16 protein-coding genes and 2 pseudogenes are annotated in these 23635 nt (G+C 71.4%); 5 read left to right on the top strand and 13 right to left on the bottom strand.

The annotated features are described in order from the left end of the window. Nucleotides 1–379: 379 nt before the first annotated feature. Nucleotides 380–888, top strand: a pseudogene (locus ACGFZQ_RS03150) (MFS transporter); the annotation flags it as partial. Nucleotides 889–896: 8 nt separating this feature from the next. On the opposite strand, the gene ACGFZQ_RS03145 reads toward ACGFZQ_RS03150, so the two are convergent. From ACGFZQ_RS03145 to hrcA, 10 genes and pseudogenes are all read right to left on the bottom strand, one after another. Next, the gene (locus ACGFZQ_RS03145) at nucleotides 897–1889 is read right to left on the bottom strand and encodes an adenosine deaminase (protein ID WP_393838903.1); all 993 of its coding nucleotides are present in this window, start codon (nucleotides 1887–1889) and stop codon (nucleotides 897–899) included. A gap of 20 nt (nucleotides 1890–1909) precedes the next feature. After that, nucleotides 1910–2815: a ribonuclease Z gene (locus ACGFZQ_RS03140; RefSeq protein WP_393838902.1), complete on the bottom strand. Its 906-nt coding sequence runs from the start codon at nucleotides 2813–2815 to the stop codon at nucleotides 1910–1912. Nucleotides 2816–2830: 15 nt separating this feature from the next. Further along, nucleotides 2831–3184 carry a histidine triad nucleotide-binding protein gene (locus ACGFZQ_RS03135; protein ID WP_393838901.1) on the bottom strand — a complete coding sequence of 118 codons (354 nt, stop codon included), beginning with the start codon at nucleotides 3182–3184 and terminating at the stop codon, nucleotides 2831–2833. Between the two features lie 140 nt (nucleotides 3185–3324). Continuing rightward, nucleotides 3325–6486: a S41 family peptidase gene (locus ACGFZQ_RS03130; protein ID WP_393839232.1), complete on the bottom strand. Its 3162-nt coding sequence runs from the start codon at nucleotides 6484–6486 to the stop codon at nucleotides 3325–3327. Nucleotides 6487–6595: 109 nt separating this feature from the next. Next, nucleotides 6596–7162 (bottom strand): hypothetical protein, encoded by a 567-nt coding sequence (locus ACGFZQ_RS03125; protein WP_393838900.1) that lies wholly within the window; start codon nucleotides 7160–7162, stop codon nucleotides 6596–6598. A gap of 93 nt (nucleotides 7163–7255) precedes the next feature. Beyond that, nucleotides 7256–7324: pseudogene (locus ACGFZQ_RS03120) on the bottom strand (VOC family protein); the annotation flags it as partial. 326 nt (nucleotides 7325–7650) lie between these two features. After that, nucleotides 7651–8409, bottom strand: a complete 759-nt coding sequence (locus ACGFZQ_RS03115) for a 16S rRNA (uracil(1498)-N(3))-methyltransferase (RefSeq protein WP_393838899.1) — start codon at nucleotides 8407–8409, stop codon at nucleotides 7651–7653. Beyond that, entirely contained in the window at nucleotides 8406–9524 is a 1119-nt protein-coding gene (locus tag ACGFZQ_RS03110) for a nitronate monooxygenase (RefSeq protein ID WP_393838898.1), read from the bottom strand. The genes ACGFZQ_RS03115 and ACGFZQ_RS03110 overlap by 4 nt, the downstream gene beginning before the upstream one ends. Before the next feature lie 85 nt (nucleotides 9525–9609). Continuing rightward, complete coding sequence (gene dnaJ, locus ACGFZQ_RS03105; protein WP_393838897.1) at nucleotides 9610–10746, bottom strand: molecular chaperone DnaJ; 1137 nt, start codon at nucleotides 10744–10746, stop codon at nucleotides 9610–9612. Further along, complete coding sequence (gene hrcA, locus ACGFZQ_RS03100) at nucleotides 10747–11763, bottom strand: heat-inducible transcriptional repressor HrcA (RefSeq protein ID WP_393838896.1); 1017 nt, start codon at nucleotides 11761–11763, stop codon at nucleotides 10747–10749. It lies immediately after the preceding gene. Between the two features lie 163 nt (nucleotides 11764–11926). Between hrcA and ACGFZQ_RS03095 the strand changes: the two genes are divergently transcribed. Both ACGFZQ_RS03095 and ACGFZQ_RS03090 read left to right on the top strand, forming a co-directional pair. Beyond that, entirely contained in the window at nucleotides 11927–12667 is a 741-nt protein-coding gene (locus ACGFZQ_RS03095; protein WP_393838895.1) for an MBL fold metallo-hydrolase, read from the top strand. 34 nt (nucleotides 12668–12701) lie between these two features. Next, the gene (locus ACGFZQ_RS03090) at nucleotides 12702–13508 is read left to right on the top strand and encodes a DUF3097 domain-containing protein (protein WP_393838894.1); all 807 of its coding nucleotides are present in this window, start codon (nucleotides 12702–12704) and stop codon (nucleotides 13506–13508) included. A gap of 35 nt (nucleotides 13509–13543) precedes the next feature. On the opposite strand, the gene hemW is transcribed toward ACGFZQ_RS03090, so the two are convergent. Together hemW and ACGFZQ_RS03080 are read right to left on the bottom strand one after the other, a co-directional pair. Next, nucleotides 13544–14776 (bottom strand): radical SAM family heme chaperone HemW, encoded by a 1233-nt coding sequence (gene hemW, locus ACGFZQ_RS03085; RefSeq protein WP_351748338.1) that lies wholly within the window; start codon nucleotides 14774–14776, stop codon nucleotides 13544–13546. Between the two features lie 27 nt (nucleotides 14777–14803). Beyond that, nucleotides 14804–16705: a SpoIIE family protein phosphatase gene (locus tag ACGFZQ_RS03080; RefSeq protein ID WP_393838893.1), complete on the bottom strand. Its 1902-nt coding sequence runs from the start codon at nucleotides 16703–16705 to the stop codon at nucleotides 14804–14806. Between the two features lie 102 nt (nucleotides 16706–16807). Here ACGFZQ_RS03080 and ACGFZQ_RS03075 point away from each other — a divergent pair, with 102 nt between their 5' ends. Then, on the top strand, nucleotides 16808–20911 hold the full coding sequence (locus ACGFZQ_RS03075; protein ID WP_393838892.1) for a HAMP domain-containing protein: 4104 nt from the start codon (nucleotides 16808–16810) through the stop codon (nucleotides 20909–20911). Then, the gene (locus ACGFZQ_RS03070) at nucleotides 20908–21504 is read left to right on the top strand and encodes a two-component system response regulator (protein WP_393838891.1); all 597 of its coding nucleotides are present in this window, start codon (nucleotides 20908–20910) and stop codon (nucleotides 21502–21504) included. Before ACGFZQ_RS03075 ends, ACGFZQ_RS03070 begins: the two co-directional genes overlap by 4 nt. 11 nt (nucleotides 21505–21515) lie before the next feature. Here ACGFZQ_RS03070 and ACGFZQ_RS03065 read toward each other — a convergent pair whose 3' ends face one another. Continuing rightward, a complete protein-coding gene (locus ACGFZQ_RS03065; RefSeq protein ID WP_393838890.1) occupies nucleotides 21516–23390 on the bottom strand; it encodes an AMP-dependent synthetase/ligase in 1875 nt (624 codons plus the stop codon). Nucleotides 23391–23635: the final 245 nt, after the last annotated feature.

Here is a 23635-nt window from a genome sequence, read left to right as displayed (position 1 = left end):
GCACAATCGGGCACCACCGATACCCGGCCGGGAGGCGCGGGCAGACGAAAACCCCCGAACTGGCGGCGCCAGTTCGGGGGTTGCTCTACTCTTTCGCGCTCGTGACGCGAGCTGGTCCCTCATCGCACAGGTTCACCATGGTCGGGTCGACCTTGATCTGCTTCGAGCGCCGCACCGCACCCAGCACCGCGGCCGGCAGCTTATCCGGCCACTCCTCCAACTCGAATCAGGCCAGATCAGGAGCCGCTGCACGGCATAGCGTTGTTTTTTCGGCGAGAACTACTGGGACCCCATCCAGAGGCGCGGGACTTGTCGGCATGCGGCTCCGCAGCCCACCCAGGGGCGCGGGGCTGTATCGATATGCGGCTGGGCCGCGTGGGCGCGACCGAGCGAGGTGACCGTCGGCGTGGTGTTCGCGGTGCCGAGACCGGTCTGCTGGGCGTGGTCGGCGCGGGCGCGCTCGGCCCGCGGCTCGGCCAGGCCCTGCCGATCGGTCTCGGCACCGCCCTGATCGCGGGCTGTATCGCGCTCAGCGCGTCCGCCACGGACCTGACGACGTTCGCGTCCGGCGAGATCGCCTGGAACCTGCTCTACCCGGTCGTCCTGTCGTACGTCATCGGCCTGGCCGCCGCCCTGGACCCGCGGGGCCGCTGGGCGGTGCTGGTCGGGTCGGCATCGTCGCTGGGGACGGCCGTCGGCCCGATGACCGGCAGCCTGCTGTCGGCCCGGGCCGGTTTCCCGGCGATGGGGACGGTCCTGGCGGTGGGCCTGCTGGCGGTCGCGGTCCCGCTGACGGCGGTGGCGCTGCGCCGCAGGACCACCACCGTCACGACGACGACCCACCCGGCACGCACCGACGAAACGGTACGGCTGGACGTCGCCGCTTAGGGCCTGTCCTAGCCGAACTCGTAGGCCTCCACCTCGGCGAGGTACCGGGCCCGCAGCTCCTCGTCGTCCTCCAGGAAGGACGCGAGGAAGGAGTTGCGGGCCAGTTCCCGCAGCCGCTCCTCGGGCAGGCCCAGGGTGTCGGCGACCGCGCGGAAGTTGTCGTCGGCGTAACCGCCGAAGTAGGCCGGGTCGTCGGAGTTGACCGTGCACAGCAGGCCCGCGTCGAGCATCGCCGGCAGCGGATGCTCGGCGAGCACGTCGACCGCGCGCAGCCGCACGTTCGACAGCGGGCACAGCGTCAGCGGGATCCGCTCCCGCACCAGACGGGCCACCAGGTCCGGGTCCTCCATGCAGCGCAGCCCGTGGTCGACGCGCTCCACGCCGAGCACGTCCAGCGCCTCGGTGATGTAAGCCGGCGGCCCCTCCTCGCCGGCGTGCGCCACGCGCCGCAGCCCGAGGTCGGCGGCGGCCTCGTACACCTCGCGGAACTTGGCCGGCGGGTGTCCGACCTCGGCCGAGTCCAGCCCGATCCCGGTGATCCGGCCGAGGTGCGGCCGCGCGGCCTCCAGTGTCTCCAGCGCCGAGTCGGCGGACTCGTCCCGCAGGAAGCACATGATCAGCCGGGTGGAGATCCCGTGGTTCTCGACGCTCCGGCCGAGTGCCCGCCACAGTCCGTCCACGACCATGCCCATGGGCACGCCCCGGGCGATGTGCGCCTGCGGGTCGAAGAAGATCTCGGCGTGCCGCACACCCTGCGCGGCGGCCCGGCCCAGATAGGCGTTCGCGAGGTCCTCGAAGTCCTGCTCGGTGCGCAGGACGGCCATGAGCTCGTAGTACAGGTTCAGGAAGGACTGCAGGTCCTTGAACCGGTACGCCTCGCGGAGGGCGTCGGTGTCCGCGTACGGCAGCTCTACGCCGTTGCGCGCGGCGAGCCGGAACGCCAGCTCCGGTTCCAGGGTGCCTTCGATGTGGAGGTGCAGTTCAGCTTTGGGGAGGGGCATCAGAGCATGGTACGGCCGTTTCACCTGCGCTTCGGAACCGGCACTCGGAGCAGGTCGTACGCCACGGTCAGCTCGCCCTCGTAGCCCGCGGCCCGCGCCTGCCGCTCGAACTCCTCGGGTTCGGGGTAGCGCTGGCTGAAGTGGGTCAGCACGAGGTGCCGTACCCCCGCGTCCCGCGCGACGGCCGCCGCCTGTCCGGCGGTCAGATGGCCGTGTTCCGTGGCGAGTTCGGCGTCCTCGTCGAGGAAGGTGGACTCGATGACGAGCAGGTCGCAGCCCTCGGCGAGCGCGTGCACGCCGTCGCAGAGCCGGGTGTCCATCACGAACGCGCACCGCTGCCCGCGCCGCACCTCGCTGACCTGGTCGAGGGTGACGTCCCCGAGGACGCCGTCGCGCTGGAGACGGCCGACGTCCGGGCCGTTGATGCCGTGCGCGGCGAGCCGTTCGGGCAGCATGCGGCGGCCGTCGGGTTCGACCAGCCGGTAGCCGTAGGACTCGACCGGGTGGGACAGCTTCCTGGCCTGCAGCGTGTACGACGGGGTGACGGCGAGGTCGCCGTCCGCGTCGACCGGGGCCTCGGTGATGCCGACGGTCTCCCGGTAGGCGGTGGCGTACCGGAGCCGGTCGAAGAAGCGCTGCCCGGACTTCGGGTAGTGCGCGGTGACCGGGTGCGGGACCTTGTCGAGGTTGATGCGCTGGATGATCCCGGCGAGGCCGAGACAGTGGTCACCGTGGAAGTGGGTGACGCAGATCCGGTTGAGGTCGTGCGCGGCGGCCCCGGCCCGCAGCATCTGCCGCTGGGTGCCCTCGCCGGGGTCGAAGAGGATGCCCTCGCCGTCCCAGCGCAGCAGGTAGCCGTTGTGGTTGCGGTGCCGGGTGGGAACCTGGCTGGCGGTGCCGAGGACCACCAGTTCACGGACGGACACGGTGACTTGCCCGGGTTATCCGGGCGGCCACTGCAGGCCGCGGCCGCCGATGATGTGCGCGTGGGCGTGCCAGACGGTCTGGCCGGCGCCGCTGCCCGTGTTGAAGACGATGCGGTAGCTGTCCAGCTTGTCCTCGTCGGCGACGGCCTGCGCCTCACGCAGTATGTCGGCGGCCACGGCGGGTTCGCCTGCGGCGAGCTCGGCCGCGGTCTCGTAGTGGACCTTGGGGATCACCAGGACGTGGGTGGGTGCCTGGGGGTTTATGTCCCGGAAGGCAACGGTGGTGTCCGTCTCCCGGACGATCGTCGCGGGGACGTGGCCTGCGACGATCTTGCAGAACAGGCAGTCGTCCTGGGGTTCCCCTGCCATGTCTTCTCCTCGACCGGTGATCAGTTCCGGGGGCATCGTAGTCGGTTCGGCTGCGGGCCGGTGGGGGCTGGTCGCGCCCACGCGGCGGAGCCGCACGACGGCACGGCCCCGCGCCCCTGGGTGGGACCCGGCGCCCCTCCCTACATCGGCAGCGTCGGCGGAGTCTTCGCCGGAGACGTCTCCAGTGCCTCCAGTGCTATCCGTACCGCCTCGTCCAGTTGCGGGTCCCTCCCCGCGGCCCAGTCCTGCGGGGTCTGGACGACCTCCACGTCGGGGTCGACGCCGTGGTTCTCCACGCCCCAGCCGTAGCCCTCCAGCCAGAACGCGTACTTGGGCTGGGTGACCAGGGTGCCGTCGACCAGGCGGTAGCGGCTGTCGATGCCGATCACGCCGCCCCAGGTGCGGGTGCCGACCACCGGGCCGATGCCCAGCGCCTTGATCGCCGCGTTGACGATGTCCCCGTCCGAGCCGGAGAACTCGTTGGCGACGACGACCACCGGGCCCCGGGGCGCGTCGCTCGGGTAGCTGAACGGGCGCATGCCGCGCGGCAGGTCCCAGCCGACGATCCGGCGGGCCAGTTTCTCGACGACGAGCTGTGAGGTGTGCCCGCCGCGGTTCTCCCGGACGTCCACGACGATGCCCTCGCGGGCCATCTCCACGCTCAGGTCGCGGTGGATCTGTGCCCAGCCCGGCGCCTGCATGTCCGGTACGTGGAGGTAGCCGAGGCGGCCGCCGGAGAGTTCGCGCACACGGGCCCGGCGGTCGGCCACCCACGCGTGGTAGCGCAGTGGTTCCTCGTCCGCGACCGGGACGACGACGGGGTGGCGCAGTTCGCCGCCGCCCGCGGGGGACACGGTCAGTTCGACGGCCTTGCCGGCGGTGCCGACGAGGAGGGGGCCGGGTCCGGTCACCGGGTCGACGGGGCGGCCGGCGACGGCCACGATCGCGTCGCCGGGGCGTACCGCGACGCCGGGTGCGGCGAGCGGGGAGCGGGCGCCGGGGTCGGAGGTCTCGGCGGGCAGGATCCGGTCGATGCGCCAACTGCCGTCCGGGTGCCGGGAGATGTCGGCGCCGAGGAGGCCCTGGCGGGCGCCGCGGCCGTAGCCGCCGTTCGGGGTGACGTAGGCGTGCGAGGTGCCGAGTTCGCCCTGGACCTCCCAGAGCAGGTCGACCAGGTCGTCGTGGGTGGCGACGTGGTCGACGAGCGGGCGGTAGCGGTCGAGGACGCCGTCCCAGTCGACGCCGCCGAGGTCCGGCCGCCAGAACTGGTCCCGCATGATGCGGCCGGTCTCGTCGAACATCTGCCGCCACTCGGCGGCCGGTTCGACGGTCTGCCGGACCCGGGACAGGTCGACGGTGATGTTGGTGTCGCTGTCGTCGTCGTTCGAGGCACGCCGGTCGCTGGGTACCACCTTGAGCTTGCCGTCGGCCCACAGCAGGACGCGTTTGCCGTCGCCGCTGACCTCGAAGTGGTCGGCGTCGGAGGCGAGGTACTCGATGCGCTGCTGGGCGAGGTCGTAACGTTCCAGCTCGGTCTTGGGGTCGGGGTCCTCGGGGTGGGCGCGGGAGGCGCCGAGCACGCCGCGCACCGGGTGGCGCAGCCACAGGACGCCGTCCTTGGCGGCGCGCAGGCCGGAGTAGCGGCCGGCCTCGACGGGGAAGGGCACGATCCGGTCGGCGAGGCCCTCCAGGTCGATCCGGGTGGCCGGGGTGCCCTCGGCGTCCGGAGTCTCGTCCTTGTCGGGGGTCTCGAAGGGGCGGCCGTGCCGCTGCGGGCCGAACGGCGAGGGGGTGGTCGCGGCCAGTGTGATCAGGTGCGGCCGGTCGCCGACCACGAAGGCCAGGTCGAAGACGTGCTCGTCGTAGACCGGGTCGAAGGAGCGGGTGGAGAGGAAGGCGAGGTGTTTGCCGTCGCGGGTGAAGACGGGGTCGTAGTCCTGGAAGCGCAGCGGGGTCGCCTCGGTGACGGTGAGGTCGGTGGTGTGGGCGACACGGAGCTGGGCGAGTCCGCCGGCTCCGGGGTGGGACCAGGCGAGCCAGCCGGAGTCGGGCGAGAACGTCAGCCCGGAGACGTCGCCGTCCTCGCTGCGGTCGACCTCGCGGACCTCGCCGGTCTCGCGTTCGACGAGGAGCAGCCGTCCGTCGTGGGCGGCGACCGCGACCCGGCCGCCGTCGGGGGCGACGGCGAGGTCCAGGACCCGGCCGAGCTGCCCGGCGGCGAGCCGGCGCGGGGTGGAGCCGGGCACGGCACCGGTGGCGGGGGCGAACTCCAGGGCGTCGTCGCCCTCGGCGTCCGTCACCCACACCACCCACTCCTCCGCGTCCGCGCGGAAGGTGACGGGCAGCCGGGCGCGCACCCCGGGCTGGGCGGCCAGCGCACGGGCCGGCCCCGACCGGTGGGTCACCCAGTGCACGCCGCCGCGCACCAGGACGGCGCTGCCGCGCGCGGTGTGGTCGGGCGAGGCGGAGCTGAACCAGCGGGCCGCGTTGACCGGGCGCGGCTGCCGGTCCACCCGGGACCCGCCGAGCCGGATGTCCAGCCGGCGCGGCTCGGCGCCCTCCAGGTCGTCGAGGAGCCAGAGTTCACCGGCCGAGGCGTAGACGACCCGGGTGCCGTCACCGGCCGCGTGCCGGGCGTAGAACCCGTCGAGGGGGGTGTGCCGGCGCAGGTCGGAACCGTCGGCGAGGGACGAGTACAGCGCGCCCGTTCCCTCGTGGTCGGAGAGGAAGGCGATCCGGTCGCCGGCCCACACCGGGTATTCGAGGTTCCCGTCCAGCTCCTCGTGCAGCCGCACGAACTCCCCGGTACCTTCGCCGTCGTGGACGTCCCGGTCGATCCACAGCTTGCCCGCCGTACCGCCCCGGTACCGCTTCCACCAGGCCGCCTCCCGGCCCATCGGCGCGGACAGCAGCACGGTGTTCGGCCCGAAGGCGACATGGCCGACCGGGCCGTACGGCAGGACGGTGGACGGCCCGCCGTCGAGCGGGACGGTGCGGGCCCAGCTGCGCCGGAGGCTGGACTGGCCGTAGGTGCTGATCACGAGGACCTGCCCGTCGGCGGTCCAGCCGCGCACCTGGGTGCGGGAACTCCCCCAGTGCGTCAGGCGTTCGCTGCTGCCTCCCTCCACCGGGGCCGTGTGCACCTCGGGGGCGCCGTCGCGGGTGGAGGTCCAGGCGACCGTGGTCCCGTCGGGCGAGATGCGCGGCATCGTCACGGGGACGTTGTCGGCACTGACCCGCCAGGCCCGGCCGCCGTCCAGGGGCGCGAGCCACACGTCGTCCTCGGCGGTGAAGGCGACCATGTCGCCGTGGACGTGCGGAAATCGGAGGTAGGACCGCGGTCCTGTCGCTGCACCCTGAGTCACCCGCTCAGCCTATGCATCGCGGCACGATCGCGGTGGCCGATTTCGATCACTTGCCCTGCACCGGCCTGCACTGGGGGTCGCTCTCGCACCAGACGGTCTTCGTGACGGTCACGGTGGGGCCCGGCTGCTGTCCGTAGGTGGGTGGCCGGTAGGTGCTGTACGCCGGTCCGGGCTTGGCGTCGCAGTTGCCGAGGCCCTTCACCCGGAACCACTCCTTGCCGCCCACCTTCGCGACGAGGTTCCCGCGCACACAGGCGCCGCTGACCGCCTTCGTGACCCGCCCGGTGACCGTGATGTCCCGGCCGTCCTTGGTCCGGCCCCGGCAGTCCACGGAGACGACGGTGGTCTCGGACGCCGAGGGCGTCCTCGGGGCCGCCGAGCCGTAGTTGCCGGTGCAGGTGAGCCAGCTGACGTCGACGTGCTGCCGTTTCAGCTCGGCGGTGGCGGTCCGGTCGGTGGTGTACGCGACGGTCGCGGAGTTCAGATCGGTCGGCTGACAGCCCACCACACCGCCCACGGCGACCACCGCGAGCCCCACCACCGCCGCCGCCCTGGTCACGCTCGCCCGGCGCGTCACACGCCGCCGGCGCCAAATCGGCCTCAATGCCCCCATGGAGGGCAGCCTGCCACCGTCGACTCCGTGACGGTAGGGGGCATACGGCCACTCACGTGTTCGGAGAGGTCCCCCTGGCGGCCGACGGGCTCCTCAGGTGCGCAGCAGCAGCCACTCCTGGAGTTCCACCAGGTTGCCCTCAGGGTCCTTGAGGTGGGCGACCCCTGCCACCGGAGACCGTCACCGGCTGGCAGCAGGGGCCACAGAAGCTCCCCGCACCTCGGCGTAGAAGCGTTGACGCCCTCACCTGCGATAGCAGGCGATTCCGGTCCGTGCCGTGCGTGGCACCACCACGGGTTCCTGCTTCGCAGGCCCTCGCCGTTCCCCAGGGGGAGCCGGTCTTACGGGACCTCCACAGGCCTGACTTCCCGCCCGTCCGGCGGTAGATCCTGTCGGATGAGACGACCGTAGCAGCGCGGCTGACTCAATCCTGCGAGTTCAACCGCGGTTTCCACCTCAGGGGGCGGGCCTCGAACAAGCGACCGACGTCACGACCACCGGCCGGTGCGGCCCAGCAGCAGGGCCGCGGCGGCGGTGCCGGCGGTCGATGTGCGCATCACGGTAGGCCCCAGGGTGTACGTCTTCGCACCCGCCTCCTCGAAGAGCGCCAGCTCGTCCCGGGCGACGCCCCCTTCGGGCCCGACGACCAGCACGATCTCGCCCTCGGCGGGCAGCCTGGCCTCGGCGAGCGGGTCGCTGCCGTGCTCGAAGTCGGAGTGGAGCACGGCGGCCAGGTCGGCTCCGGCGAGCAGCGCGGCGACCTGCCTGGTGGTCGCCGCGTCCGCGATCTCCGGGAAGCGCACCCGGCGGGACTGCTTGCCGGCCTCGCGGGCGGTGGCCCGCCACTTCGCGAGGGACTTCAGACCCCGGTCGCCCTTCCACTGGGTGATGCAGCGGGCGGCCTGCCAGGGCACGATCGCGTCGACGCCGACCTCGGTCATGGTCTCCACGGCGACCTCGCCGCGGTCGCCCTTGGGGAGGGCCTGGACAACGGTGATGCGGGGGCTCGGCCCGGGCTCCTCGATGACGCTCTCCAGGCCCGTCACCACCAGCCGGTCCTTGCCCTCGGCGGCCCGTACGACACCCTCCGCCCAGCGTCCGCGCCCGTCGGTGAGGATGACGACCTCGCCGGGCTGCAGCCGCTTCACGGAGACGGCGTGCCGTCCCTCGGGACCGTCCAGGACGACCTCGCCGCCGGGCAGGTCGGGCACCACGAGCGGGTCGAGCACGAACACCGGGGCGGTCATCGGCCGTCCCCCTCGTACCCCTCGTACCCCTCGGGCCCCACGGGCCCTTCGCCCTTGCCCGACAACGCTGTCGACGCGGCGGCGAGTTCCGCCGTGAGGGTCTCCACCAGCTGCCCGGCGGGCAGCGGGCGGGCCAGCCGGTGCCCCTGCCCGGCCCACAGGGCCATGCCCTGCGCGTCCCCGGCCTTGGCGGCGGCCTTGCGCAGCGGGGAGGTGAGGTGGTGGACCTCCGGGTAGGCGGCGGGCGCGTACGGGCCGTGCTCGCGCATGAAACGGTTGACCAGACCCCGGGCGGGCCGCCCGGAGAACGCCCGGGTCAGTTCGGTCCGGATGAACAGCGGGTCGGTCAGCGCCCGCTTGTGGAGGTCGGTGGCGCCGGACTCGGGGGTGGCGAGGAAGGCCGTGCCCAGCTGGGCGGCGCTCGCCCCCGCAGCCAGCACGGCGGCGATCTGGCTGCCGCGCATGATGCCACCGGCGGCGACGACGGGGATGCCGACCGTCTCCCGTATCTGGGCGATCAGCGCCAGCAGCCCGATCCCGGAGCCCTCGTTCTCCTGCACGTCCCGGTGGGTGCCCTGGTGACCGCCGGCCTCCACGCCCTGGGCGATCACCGCGTCCGCCCCGGCCCGCTCGGCGGCGAGAGCCTCCTCGGCGGTGGTGGCGGTGACGAGGGTGAAGGTGCCCGCCCGGCGCAGGGAGTCGAGGACGTCCCGGCCCGGGACGCCGAAGTGGAACGAGGCCGCGGCCACCGGGTTGTCGAGCAGCACGGCCAGCTTGGCCTCGTACCCGTCGTCCCGGCCGCTGTCGGGGTCGCCGAGCTCGGTCTTGTACCAGGCGGCCTCACCGGCCAGCTGATGCGCGTAGACCTCCACGGCCCCGGTCTCGGCGTGCTCCGTCTGCGGCATGAACAGGTTCACCCCGAAGGGACGGCCGGTCAGCCCGCGCAGCTGCTTGATCTCCTGGTACATCCCGTCGGCGGTCTTGTACCCGGCGGCCAGGAACCCCAGCCCGCCCGCCTCGGACACGGCGGCGGCGAGCTGCGGCACGGAGACCCCGCCCGCCATGGGGGCCTGCACGATCGGAAGGGGGAAGAGATCGGTCAGTGCGGAGGACATGACGGCATGTTGTCACGTCCTCCGAACAAGACCGAATCGGGCCGTACCTCTGGCACATGCCAGATATGTCCGGGCCGCGAAGGGGTCACCGCCCGTTGAACGCGTCCTTCAGCCGGCTGAACAGTCCCTGCTGACCCGGCTGGAACTGCCCGGTCGGCCGTTCCTCGCCGCGCAGCTTCGCCAGCTCGCGCAGCAGCCGCTCCTGCTCGGGGTCGAGCTTGGTCGGGGTGGTCACCTCGACATGGACGAGGAGATCGCCGCGCCCGCCGCCGCGCAGATGCGTGACACCGCGCCCGTGCAGCGGGATCGACTGCCCGGACTGCGTGCCCGGCCGGATGTCGACCTCCTCCATCCCGTCCAGCGTCTCCAGCGGCACCTTCGTACCGAGCGAGGCCGCCGTCATCGGGATGGTCACCGTGCAGTGCAGATCGTCACCGCGCCGCTGGAACGTGGAGTGCGGCAGCTCGTGGATCTCGACGTACAGGTCACCGGCGGGACCGCCGCCGGGCCCGACCTCGCCCTCACCGGCGAGCTGGATCCGGGTGCCGTTGTCGACACCGGCCGGGATCTTCACGGTCAGCGTCCGCCGCGACCGCACCCGCCCGTCACCGGCGCACTCCGGACACGGCGTCGGCACGACCGTACCGAAGCCCTGGCACTGCGGACACGGCCGCGAGGTCATGACCTGGCCCAGGAAGGACCGCGTCACCTGCGAGACCTCACCACGGCCCCGGCACATGTCACACGTCTGGGCGGAGGTGCCCGGCGCCGCGCCCTCACCGTTGCAGGTGTTGCAGACGATCGCCGTGTCGACCTGGATGTCCTTGGTCGTACCGAAGGCCGCCTCGTCGAGCTCGACCTCGATCCGGATCATCGCGTCCTGGCCGCGCCGGGTGCGCGAGCGCGGACCGCGCTGCGACGCGGTACCGAAGAACGCGTCCATGATGTCCGAGAAGTTCCCGAAGCCACCGGCCCCGAAGCCGCCCGCGCCCGCGCCGCCGCTCTGCGAGAGCGGATCGCCGCCCAGGTCGTAGACCTGCTTCTTCTGCGGGTCGGAGAGCACCTCGTAAGCGGCGTTGATCTCCTTGAACCGCTCCTGGGTCTTCGGATCCGGGTTGACGTCCGGGTGCAGCTCGCGCGCGAGCCGACGGAAGGCCTTCTTGATCTCTTCCTGCGACGCGTCGCGGCGCACGCCGAGAACGGCGTAGTAGTCCGTGGCCACTTACGACTCCGCCAGGATCTGTCCGACGTACCGTGCCACCGCTCGTACCGCTCCCATCGTTCCCGGGTAATCCATGCGGGTCGGTCCGACCACGCCGAGCTTGGCGACTGCCTCGCCGCCCGAACCGTAGCCGACCGACACCACGGACGTGGAGTTGAGTCCCTCGTAGGCGTTCTCGTGACCGATGCGTACGGTCATGCCCGAATCCCCCGCCTCGCCCATCAGCTTGAGGAGGACGACATGCTCCTCCAGAGCCTCCAGGACGGGCCGGATCATGAGGGGAAAATCATGTCCGAAGCGGGTGAGATTGGCGGTGCCGCCGATCATCAACCGCTCCTCGTTCTCCTCGACGAGCGTCTCCATCAGGGTGGAGAGCACCGCCGAGACCGTGCCGCGGTCCTCGGCCTCGAAGGCGTCCGGCAGATCCTCCACCAGCCGGGGCACGTCCGAGAACCGGCGTCCCGCTACCCGGCTGTTGAGCCGCGCCCGCAGATCCGCCACAGACGTCTCCCCGAAGGGCGCCGGGCAGTCGACCATCCGCTGCTCGACCCGCCCGGTGTCGGTGATCAGCACCAGCATCAGCCGGGCCGGCGCGAGCGCGAGCAGCTCCACATGCCGCACGGTGGACCGCGTCAGCGACGGATACTGCACGACCGCGACCTGCCGCGTCAGCTGCGCCAGCAGCCGCACCGTCCGCGCCACGACGTCGTCGAGGTCGACGGCGCCGTCGAGGAAGTTCTGGATGGCCCGCCGCTCGGGCGCGCTCATCGGCTTGACGCCGGCAAGCTTGTCGACGAACAGCCGGTAGCCCTTGTCGGTGGGGATCCGCCCGGCGCTGGTGTGCGGCTGGGCGATGAACCCCTCATCCTCCAGGGCGGCCATGTCGTTGCGCACGGTCGCCGGGGAGACCCCGAGGTTGTGCCGCTCGGTCAGCGCCTTCGACCCCACCGGCTCCTCGGTGCCGACGTAATCCTGGACAATGGCGCGCAATACCTGAAGCCTGCGTTCACTCAGCATCCAGCGCCACACCTCCAGAAAGTCGTCCCCGCGGCCTTTCGGGTCTTTCGCCTGGCACTCTGCGATCCCGAGTGCCAGCGTCCCCGGCCCAGTGTACGGCCGCCGGGTACCGACTGGGCAAGGTCGGTGAGGACCCGGGGCGTTCTGCCGTTAGCGTCGCGGTATGACGGTGACTTGGGAAGAGCTGGGCTGGGAGCGGGTGGCCGAGGGGGTCGGGCGGTGCCGGCTGCCGGGCTGGGACTGCACGGCCGGGCTGGTCCTCGGGGCGGGCCCGGTCCTGATGGTGGACGCCGGGTCGAGCCTGGCGGAGGGCGCGCGGCTGCGTACGGAGGCACAGCGGCTGGCCGGACGCCGTGTGACCCATCTCGCGCTCACCCACCCCCACTTCGACCACGTCTTCGGCACCCCGGCGTTCGCGGGCGCGGACGTGCACGCGGCGGCGGGCGCGGAGGCCGTCTTCGCGCACGGCCGCGAGGCGCTGCGCCTGGACGCGATCCGCAACGGCCTGCCGGCCCCGGAGGCCGAGGAGGCGGCCGACGCGCTGCCCCTGCCCCGCCGTCCGGTCTCCGGCGAGTGGACCCTCGACCTCGGCGACGGCCGCCGGGCCCTGCTGGCCGACGTGGGCCCCGGCCACACCTCCCACGACCTCGCCGTCCTCGTCACCGGCGTCCCCGGCGACCCCGGCGTCCCGGCGGTGGTGTTCTGCGGGGACCTGGTGGAGGAGTCCGGCGACCCCCAGGCCGGCCCCGACGCCGTACCGTCCCACTGGCCGGCCGCCCTGGACCGCCTGCTGGCCCTCGGCGGCGAGGACGCCCTGTACGTGCCCGGTCACGGAGCGGTCGTGGACGCGGAGTTCGTACGACGGCAACGCGACGCCCTGGCCGCCCGTTTCGGCGTGTCGTGACCACGCCGCCGCCGCTTCTCCTATCGTCATCCGAATGCGCCAGTACTCCGCCGACCTGACCCCACCGTGGAAGAAGCCGAAACCGGCACCGGAGGTGGCCGCCGAGCCCGGCCTGGTCGTCGAGGAACCCGGCACCGGATTCTGCGGCGCGGTGATCCGCTGCGAGGCGGGCACGGTGACGCTGGAGGACCGCTTCGGCAAACACCGCGTCTTCCCGCTGGAGCCGCGGGGCTTCCTCCTGGAGGGCCGAGCGGTCACCCTCGTACGCCCCACGTCGGCCGCCCCCGCACGTCCCGCCCGTACCGCCTCCGGCTCGGTCGCCGTGCCCGGCGCACGCGCGCGCGTGGCCCGCGCCGGCCGCATCTACGTCGAGGGCCGCCACGACGCGGAGCTGGTCGAGAAGGTCTGGGGCGACGACCTGCGCATCGAGGGCGTGGTCGTGGAGTACCTGGAAGGCGTGGACGACCTGCCGTCGATCGTGGCCGAATTCGCACCGGGCCCGGACGCGCGCCTCGGTGTCCTGGTGGACCACCTGCTCCCCGGCACGAAGGAGTGGCGCATCGCCCAGTCGGTCACCAGCGCACACGCCCTGGTCGTCGGCCACCCGTACATCGACATCTGGGAGGCGGTGAAGCCCGCCGCCCTGGGCATCGAGGCATGGCCGCGCGTCCCGCACGGCCAGGACTGGAAGACGGGCGTGTGCCGGGCCCTCGGCTGGCCCACGGACAACACGGGCGCCGTGTGGCAGGCGATCCTGGCCCGGGTGGGCTCCTACAAGGACCTCGAACCGGAACTGCTGGGCCGGGTGGAGGAACTGATCGACTTCGTGACGGCCCCGTAGCCGGGCACCCCCGCCCCCGGTCCGGTCCCGTCCCCTCAGTCCACCAGGTCCCTGACCACCGCGTCCGCCAGCAACCGCCCCCGCAGCGTCAGCACGGCCCGGCCGTCCTCGTACGGGCCGGTCTCCAGCAGCCCCTCCCCCAGCGCCCGCCGCGCGGCCGCCAGCCCCTGCTCCTTCAGCAGCGACAGCGGCACCCCCTCCCGCAGCCGCAGCTCCAGCAGGATCCGCTCCACCCGGCGGTCCTCGTCCGTCAGGACCTCACGCCCTGCCCCCGGGGAGCGTCCCGACGCCAGCGCCGCCGCGTACGCCCCCGGATGCTTGACGTTCCACCAGCGCACGCCGCCCACGTGCGCGTGCGCGCCCGGTCCCGCACCCCACCAGTCGGCGCCCCGCCAGTACAGCTCGTTGTGCAGGCAGCGGGCGGCCTCGGAGGTGGCCCAGTTGGACACCTCGTACCAGTCGAAGCCCGCCGCGGACAGCATCTCCTCGGCGATCAGATAGCGGTCCGCGTGAACGTCGTCGTCGGTCATCGGGACCTCGCCCCGGCGGATCCGGCGGGCCAGCTGCGTGCCCTCCTCGACGATCAGCGCGTACGCCGACACATGGTCGGGGCCGGCCCCGAGCGCCGCGTCCAGCGAGGCCCGCCAGTCGTCGTCGGACTCGCCCGGCGTGCCGTAGATCAGATCCAGGTTGACGTGCTCGAAGCCGGCCGCGCGGGCCTCCGCGACACACGCCTCGGGGCGCCCCGGGGTGTGCGTGCGGTCCAGGACGCGCAGTACGTGCTGCCGGGCGCTCTGCATGCCGAAGGAGACCCGGTTGAAGCCGCCCTCACGCAGGGCCGCCAGATACGCCGGGTCGACGGACTCCGGGTTCGCCTCCGTCGTGACCTCCGCGTCGGCGGCCAGACCGAACTCGTCGCGGATCGCGCCCAGCATCCGTACCAGATCACCAGCGGCCAGCAGCGTCGGCGTGCCCCCGCCCACGAACACCGTGCGGACCTCGCGCGGATCGTCGCCCAGGACCTTGCGGGCCAGCCGGATCTCGTCGATCAGGGTGTCCGCGTAGTTGTCGCGGGAGGCGAGGACACCGCCGGTGCCGCGCAGCTCGGTCGCCGTGTACGTGTTGAAGTCGCAGTAGCCGCAGCGGGTGGCGCAGTAGGGGACGTGCAGATAGAACCCGAGAGGGCGGCCGGCGGCACCGGCCAGCGCGTGCGCCGGGAGCGCGCCGTCGTCGGGGACCGGCTCGCCGTCGGGAAGTGCGGAAGGCATGTCCTCCATTGTCCCGTACGGCGCCGGTTACTCCGCCTGGAGGACCAGCAGCGCCAGATCGTCCTCCGGCTGCCCGCCGCCGAACTCGTGCACGAGCCGTCTGATCCGCTCGGCGATCAGCTCTGCGCTCAGGCCCGTGCAGCCCGCGAGGGCCCGCGCGAGCCCGTCGCCGTCGTCGAACTGCCGGGAGCCCGAGCGGCGCTCGGTGACCCCGTCGGTCACGCACAGCAGGCTGTCGCCGGGCCCGAGCTCGATGGTCTCGCTGGTGTACGTCTCGTCCTCCACGACCCCGAGCAGGGTCTGCGGCCGGGCGGCGGTGCGGACCGCGCCGTCGGGGCCGAGGAGCAGCGGCAGCGGATGCCCGGCGGAGGCGAGGGTGCAGCGGACGCCGCCCGCTTCGAGGGGGGTGAGTTCGCCGTAGAGGAGCGAGAGGAAACGGGTCTGCGGGCCGTCGCCGGGCGGCACACGGCCGCCGGCGGCGACCAGGGCGCGGGCGGCGGCGTCGGCGGCCTCGGTGGCGTCGTCGAGGAGGAGCTGGTTGAGCCGGTCGAGGACGTCGGCGACCCGGTACCCCTCCCGGGCCAGCAGCCGCAGCCAGGGCCGGGCCAGGCCGATGACCACGGCGGCCTCGGGGCCCTTGCCCTGGACGTCGCCGACGGCGAAGCACCAGCGGCCGTCACCGGCCGGGAACAGGTCGTAGAAGTCACCGCTGGGGCCGCCCTTGTCACAGGGCTCGTAGACGAGCGCGCTGCGCACGCCCGGGATCTCGGCGACCGCACCCGGCAGCAGCCCCCGCTGCAGGACGGCGCTGATGGTGGCCTGGCGGGCGTACTGGCGGGCCGCGCCGATCGCGAGGGCGACCCGGCGGCCGAAGTCCTCGACCAGGCCGGTGATCTCGTCGGGGAAACCGGCCGGGCCGGAGCGTCCGATCACCAGCGTGCCGAGCGGGCGGCCGCCCGCGATCAGCCGGTAGGAGAGCGCCGAGCCGCAAGCGCCCTGCGGGCCGAGCGCCTCCCCGGGCCAGGGATACGGCTCGGGCCCGGACCGTAAGCCGTCCTTCACGCACGGCGGGTCCTTCTCCAGGGCGCGGCGCAGTTCCTCGATGCGGTTCTCACTGCCGTGCCAGACCCGGGCCAGCCGCGGCCCGCCCGCGCCGTTCGCGTCGCCCCAGCCGCCGGACCGCACGGTCGACTCGTCCTCCAGCCACACCGCGCACCAGTCGGCCAGCCGCGGCACGATCAGCTGGCCGGCGAGCGCGGCCACCAGGTTCTCGTCGAGCTGCCCGGCGAGCAGGTCGGAGGCCTCGGCGAGGAAGGACAGCACGCCTCTGTCCAGCCAGTCCCGGTCCCGGTCGGGGCGCTGGGGCTCGGGCGCGAGGATCTCGGCCACCTTCAGCTCCTGCTCGTCGGGGAGCGTGCCGCCGTGCCCGGTCAGACGCGCCCACACCGTCTTCGCGCCGATCCGGTAGGTGACCCCCCAGGACTCGGCGAGCGAGGCGACCAGACGCAGCCCACGCCCGTACTCCGGGGTCTCGTACGGCGTCTCGCCCGGGTGGTCGCGCGGGGCGCGGGAGGGATGGCGGTCGGTGACCTCGACGACGAACGCCGTCTCCTCCCGTGCCTCCTCCAGCCACCAGTCGACCTCGACGTCGGTGCCGGCGTGCACGACGGCGTTGGTGACGAGTTCACTGACGACCACCATGGCGTCCTCGGCGACCCGCTGTCCCGGCTCCAGCAGGCCGCAGTCGGTCCACTCGTCGAGGCAGGCGCGCACCAGCGCGCGGGCGGAACCCGGCGCGAGGGGGCTCCCGGGCAGGGTCGCGCGCCCCTGCGCGTACGCGCCCGCGCTCTCGTGCGCGGACGCCTCGTCGCGCGCAGGCGCCTCACGGACCCGGGAGACGGTCTCCCGTTGCGTGGGTATGGCCCCCATGTCCAGCTCCCCGAGCAGTTCGGACGAATACATCCCGATCGATGCGGACAGAGTGACAGACTGGCTGCGCCCATAAGCACCGAGTTACCGAAGTGGGCCGCCATGAGTGAGAACAGTGCTACGCGTGTGCTCGAAGACGGACAGAAACCGGAACAACTCCGAGCATCCGAACTGCGCCCTCTGCTCGCCGCGATGACCGCCGCCCGCGACGGCGACTTCACCAAAGTGCCCGAGACCGGCGAGGGGATGGTCGCCGAACTCACCGCGGTCTTCAACCAGATCATGGACCGCGGCGTTCACTTCAACACCGAAGTGCAGCGCGTGAAACGCGATCTGGTGCGCCACGGCCGCCTCGACGAACGGCTGTCGGCCAGCCCCGGCCAGGGCGCCTGGACGTCCCGCGTCGACGACGTCAACCAGGTACTCGACGCCCTGGTCGCCCCCGCGGCGAACGCCACACGCGTCCTGGACGCGGTGGCCGGCGGCGATCTCACCCAACGGGTCGATCTGCACGACGGCAGCCGCCAGTTGCGCGGCGATCTGCGCAGACTGGGCCGCGCGGTGAACAAGATGGTCGACCAGCTGTCCCTGTTCACCGGCGAGGTGACCCGGGTCGCGCGCGAGGTCGGCACCGAGGGGCGGCTCGGCGGCCGGGCCAAGGTGCAGCGCCTGTCCGGCAGCTGGCGGGACGTGACCGAGGCCGTCAACACCATGGCGTCCCGGCTGACCGCCCAGGTCCGCGACATCGCCCTGGTGACGACGGCCGTGGCCCGGGGTGACCTGACCCGCACGGTGACCGTCGAGGCGACCGGTGAACTGCTGGAACTGAAGCTCACCGTCAACACCATGGTCGACCAGCTGTCCGCGTTCGCGGACGAGGTGACCAGGGTCGCGCGCGAGGTCGGCACGGAGGGCCAGCTGGGCGGCCGGGCCCAGGTGCGGGGCGTCTCCGGCGTCTGGAAGGGCCTCACCGACAACGTCAACTTCATGGCGTCGAACCTGACCTCACAGGTCCGCAACATCGCCCAGGTGACGACAGCCGTCGCCAACGGCGACCTCTCGCAGAAGATCACGGTCGACGCCAAGGGCGAGATTCTCGAACTGAAGTCGACGATCAACACGATGGTCGACCAGCTGTCGGCGTTCGCCGACGAAGTCACCCGCGTCGCCCGCGAAGTCGGCACCGAAGGAAACCTCGGCGGCCGGGCGCAGGTCAGAGGCGTGTCCGGCGTCTGGAAAGACCTCACCGACAACGTCAACTTCATGGCGGACAACCTGACGAGCCAGGTCCGCAACATCGCACTCGTCTCCACGGCCGTCGCCCAGGGCGACCTCGGCAAGAAAATCACCGTGGAGGCGAAAGGCGAGATCCTCGAACTGAAATCAACCATCAACACGATGGTCGACCAGCTGTCGGCGTTCGCCGACGAAGTCACCCGCGTCGCCCGCGAAGTCGGCACTGAAGGAAACCTCGGCGGTCAGGCACAGGTCAGAGGCGTCTCCGGCGTCTGGAAAGACCTCACCGACAACGTCAACTTCATGGCGCTCAACCTGACCTCACAGGTCCGCAACATCGCCCAGGTGACGACAGCCGTCGCCAACGGCGACCTCTCCAAGAAAATCACCGTCGACGCACGCGGCGAGATCCTCGAGCTGAAGGACACCGTCAACACGATGGTGGAGCAGCTGCGGGCCTTCGCCGACGAGGTGACCCGGGTGGCCCGCGAGGTCGGCACCGACGGCCGGCTCGGCGGCCGCGCCCAGGTGCTCGGCGTCTCCGGCGTCTGGCGGGACCTGACCGACAACGTCAACTACATGGCCGACAACCTCACCTCACAGGTGCGCAACATCGCCCAGGTGGCGACGGCCGTGGCCCAGGGCGACCTGTCGAAGAAGATCGACGTGGACGCGCGCGGCGAGATCCTCGAACTGAAGACGACGATCAACACGATGGTCGACACCCTGTCGTCGTTCTCGTCCGAGGTGACCCGCGTGGCCCGCGAGGTGGGCTCCGAAGGACAACTCGGCGGCCAGGCGCGCGTGGAGGGCGTGTACGGCACCTGGAAGCGCCTGACGACCAACGTCAACGAACTCGCCCTCAACCTCACCACCCAGGTCCGCGCGATCGCCGAGGTCGCCTCGGCCGTCGCACAGGGCGACATGTCCCGGTCGATCACCGTGGAGACGCAGGGCGAGGTCGCCGAGCTGAAGGACAACATCAACCTGATGGTGGCCAACCTGCGCGAGACGACCCGCGCGAAGGACTGGCTGGAGTCCAATCTGGCCCGGCTCGCCGCGCTGATGCAGGGCCACCGGGACCTGATGGAGGTCGCCGACCTGATCCTGCGCGAACTGACCCCGCTGGTGAACGCCCAGTACGGCGCGTTCTTCCTGGCCGACCCGGACGAGGACGGCGCGGCCGTGCGCACGGCCGTAGCGGCGAAAGGCATGGCGTTCATCGCCGGCTACGGCTCCGCACAGGGCGCGATCGTGGAGACCGGCGGCCTGCCGGTGCACGGCCTGGTCCGCCAGGCGGCCCGCGAGAAGACACGGATCCTCGTCGAGGAGGCACCGCCGGACTACATCAAGATCAACAGCGGTCTCGGCGAAGCGGCGCCGACGACGATCGTCATCATCCCGATCCTCTTCGAGGACAAACTCCTCGGCGTGATCGAACTGGCCTCCTTCTCCCGCTTCTCCGACGTCCACCTGGCCTTCTTCGACCAGTTCGTCAACACCATCGGCGTGGCCATCAACACGATCATCGCCAACTCCCGCACGGAATCCCTGCTCGGCGAGTCACAACGGCTGGCGATGCAGCTCCAGGAACGTTCGGACGAACTTCAGAAACAACAGGCGGAACTTCAGCGCTCGAACGCGGAACTGGAGGAAAAAGCCGCTCTCCTGGCGACTTCTTCCCAGTACAAGTCGGAGTTCCTGGCCAACATGTCCCACGAACTGCGCACTCCGCTGAACTCCTTGCTGATCCTGGCCCGGCTGCTGTCCGACAACCCTGACGGCCGTCTCTCCGACCAGGAGGTCCAGTTCGCGACGACGATCCACCGCTCGGGCTCCGACCTCCTCCAGCTCATCAACGACATCCTGGACCTGTCGAAGATCGAGGCCGGCCGGATGGACGTACGCCCCAAACGCCTGCCTCTGATCAAACTCCTCGACTACGTCCACGCCACCTTCCGCCCGCTGACCCTGGACCGGGGTCTGGCCTTCGAGGTCGCGGTCGGCGAGGACGTACCGCGCGAGATGTACTCCGACGAACAGCGCCTCCAGCAGATCCTGCGCAACCTGCTCTCCAACGCGATCAAGTTCACCGCCAAGGGACGGGTGGAACTGCGGGTCGACCGGGTGAAGGACCCCGACCAGCACTACGTCCGCGGCAGCGACGAGGTGATCGCCTTCGAGGTGACGGACACCGGCATCGGCATCGCCGCCGAGAAACTCCCGGTGATCTTCGAGGCGTTCCAGCAGGCCGACGGCACCACGAACCGCAAGTACGGCGGCACCGGCCTCGGCCTGTCCATCAGCCGCGAGATCGCGGGCCTGCTCGGCGGCCGTATCGTCGCGGCGAGCGAACAGGGCAAGGGCTCGACGTTCACGCTGTACGTCCCCGTCGTCAGCCCCGGCCACACGGCGGCCGGTCCCACCCCGGAGGACCACGCCCTGCCGGTCCCCGGCCCCGCCCCGGCCACCACCCCCGACACCGACGACTCCTGGCCGGCTCCGGCCAAGCTGGAGGCGTGGCAGTCCGGCCGCGCCGGCCAGATCCTGCCCGGCCGGCGCGTCCTGATCATCGACGACGACATCCGCAACGTCTTCGCGCTCACCCACGTTCTGGGCCGCGTCGGCATGCCCGTGCTCTACGCGGAGAACGGCCGGGAAGGCATCGAGACCCTCGAACGCAACCCGGACGTCGAACTGGTCCTGATGGACATCATGATGCCGGAGATGGACGGCTACGAGACCATCGCAGCCATCCGCCGCGCCCCCCGCTGGACCGGCCTGCCGATCGTCGCGCTGACGGCGAAGGTGATGCCCGGCGACCGTGAGAAGTCCATCGCACGCGGCGCCAACGACTACGTACCCAAACCCGTGGACGTCGACCGGCTGCTCACCGTCGTCTGCGCACTCCTGGACCCCGACAGCACGGAAGGCGGCGAGCCCGCCGACAAGGAACGGACGGGGCGATGATCGCTGACGAGCGGGCCGGCATCCTCCTGGTCGACGACATGGAGGACAACCTGATCGCGCTGGAGGCCGTGCTGGGATCCCTGAACGAGCCGATAGTACGCGCGCGTTCCGGCGAGGAGGCGATGAAGGCCCTGCTGCGCCGCCGCTTCGCCGTGGTCCTCCTCGACATCCGCATGCCGGGCATGGACGGCTTCGAAACAGCCGCGAACATCAAACGCCTCGACCAGACGAAGGACGTCCCGATCATCTTCCTGACGGGAGCGGAGGAGGACGCCGGGTACGCGTTCCGCGGCTACGCGACAGGCGCGGCGGACTATCTGACGAAGCCCTTCGACCCGTGGGTGCTGCGGGCGAAGGTCAACGTGTTTTTGGAGCTGCACCGGAAAAACCAGCAGTTGCAGGCTCTGCTGACGCGAGAACAGGCGGATTTCAGCGAGTTGAGCAAGCGACTGGCCGTCCTGGAGGACCACTTGTCGGGAGACGGTCCGCTGGACACGGCGGCGCTGCGGGCCGAAGTCGGTGAGCTACGTCAGCTGATCCGGCCGCAGGGGCGCGGGGGACCGCGCGAGCAGTCCCCACGCACCAGCACCTGACGACGAAACCCCTACGCCTCGCGCGTCCCCGCGTACATGTCGTCGATCAAGTGCTTGTACTCCCGCTCCACAACCGGCCTCTTCACCTTCAGGCTCGGCGTGATCTCCCCGTGCTCCACATCCAGGTCCCGGGGCAGCAGCCGGAACTTCTTGATGGTCTGCCAGCGCTGCAGCCCCTCGTTGAGCTCCTTGACGTATCCGTCGACCATCTCGACGGTCGCCGGCGCGGCCACCACCTCGGCGTAGGACCTGCCGTCCAGGCCGTTCTCCTTGGCCCATTCCAGGACCGCGACCTCGTCGAGGGCGATCAGGGCCGTGCAGTAGTTCCGGTCGGCGCCGTGGACGAGGATGTTGGAGACGTACGGGCAGACCGCCTTGAACTGTCCCTCGACCTCGGCGGGCGCGATGTACTTGCCGCCGGACGTCTTGATGAGGTCCTTCTTGCGGTCGGTGATCCGCAGATAGCCGTCGGGGGACAGCTCACCGATGTCACCGGTGTGGAACCACCCGTCGGCTTCGAGGACCTCCGCGGTCTTCTCGGGCAGCCCGTGGTAGCCCTGCATGATGCCGGGGCCGCGGAGCAGGATCTCCCCGTCGTCGGCGATCCGCACCTCGCAGCCGGGCAGCGGCTTGCCGACCGTACCGGTGCGATAGGCCTCGCCGGGGTTCACGAAGGACGCGGCGGAGGACTCCGTCAGACCGTAGCCCTCGAGGATGTGCACACCGGCGCCGGCGAAGAAGTAGCCGATCTCGGGGGCCAGCGCGGCGGACCCGGAGACACAGGCCCGCAGCCGCCCGCCGAAGGCCTCCCGCAGCTTGGAGTAGACGAGCCCGTCGGCGACCTTGTGCTTGGCGGTGAGCGCGAAGGGCGCGGTGGCGGAGCCGGTGCGGCGGAAGTTGTCCTGGGTGGCCTTGGCGTACTCGCGGGCGACGTCGGCCGCCCACTGGAAGATCTTGTACTTGGCCGCACCGCCGGCACGGGCCTTCGCGGCGACACCGTTGTAGACCTTCTCGAAGATGCGCGGCACGGCAGCCATGTACGTCGGCTGCACGACCGGCAGATTCTCGATGATCTTGTCGACGCGGCCGTCGACGGCGGTGACATGGCCGACCTCGATCTGCCCGGAGGTGAGCACCTTGCCGAAGACATGGGCGAGCGGCAGCCACAGGTACTGCACGTCGTCGGCGCTGATCAGCCCGGTCGCGGCGATCGCCTTCGCCATGTACGACCAGTTGTCCTGCGGCAGCCGTACGCCCTTGGGGCGGCCGGTGGTGCCGGAGGTGTAGATGAGCGTGGCGAGCTGGTCCTTGGTGATCGCGCCGACGCGTTCCTTGATCAGCTCGGGGTGCTTCTCCAGGTACTTGGCACCGCGCTCCTCCAGCTCGGCGAGGGTGAGAACCCAGTCGCCCGTCTCCACGCCGGCCGGGTCGATGACGACGACATGGGTGAGTTCGGGCAGCTCGGCGCGCTTCTCGACGGCCTTGGCGACCTGTGCCGCGTCCTCCGCGATCAGCACCCGGCTGCCGGAGTCGGAGAGGATGAACGCCGATTCCTCGGCATTGGTCTGCGGATAGACGGTCGTGGTGGCCGCTCCGGCGCACAGGATGCCGAGGTCGGCGAGGATCCACTCGACGCGGGTGGAGGCGGCGAGGGCGACCCGCTGCTCGGGCTGGATGCCGAGTTCGATGAGACCGGCCGCGATCGCGTAGACGCGTTCGGCCGCCTGCGCCCAGCTCAGCGACTTCCAGTCGTCCGGGCCCTGACCGGAGGCGGCGGGCACCGGGTACCGGTAGGCCTCGGCGTCCGGTGTGGCCGCCACACGCTCCAGGAAGAGGGCCGCCACGGACGGCGGACGGTTCTCGATCAGTGTCTGCGTGTCGCTCACGACATCCTCCGGGGGCCCGCGACGGTGCGGCTGGCTCAGTGCGGCTGGGTTTACTCACGGTGCGGTTCGCACTACTTGTTTAACTCGCGAGTAACTATCGAGCAGGGATCAGAGTAAGCCGCGACCGGCCTGTACGTAAGGGGCTTCGGCCTGTCTGTTTCCCCGCATGTTCCACACAGAGCGACCCTACGCACGCGTAGGGGTCCGCCGCGCTTTCGCACGGCAGACCCCTGTTGCACCCGTTT

The organism is Streptomyces sp. NPDC048254 (assembly GCF_043201895.1).
Taxonomy (GTDB): Bacteria; Actinomycetota; Actinomycetes; order Streptomycetales; family Streptomycetaceae; genus Streptomyces.
Note: the sequence above shows the minus strand (reverse complement) of the source record. Positions and strands in the feature narration are given on the sequence as shown.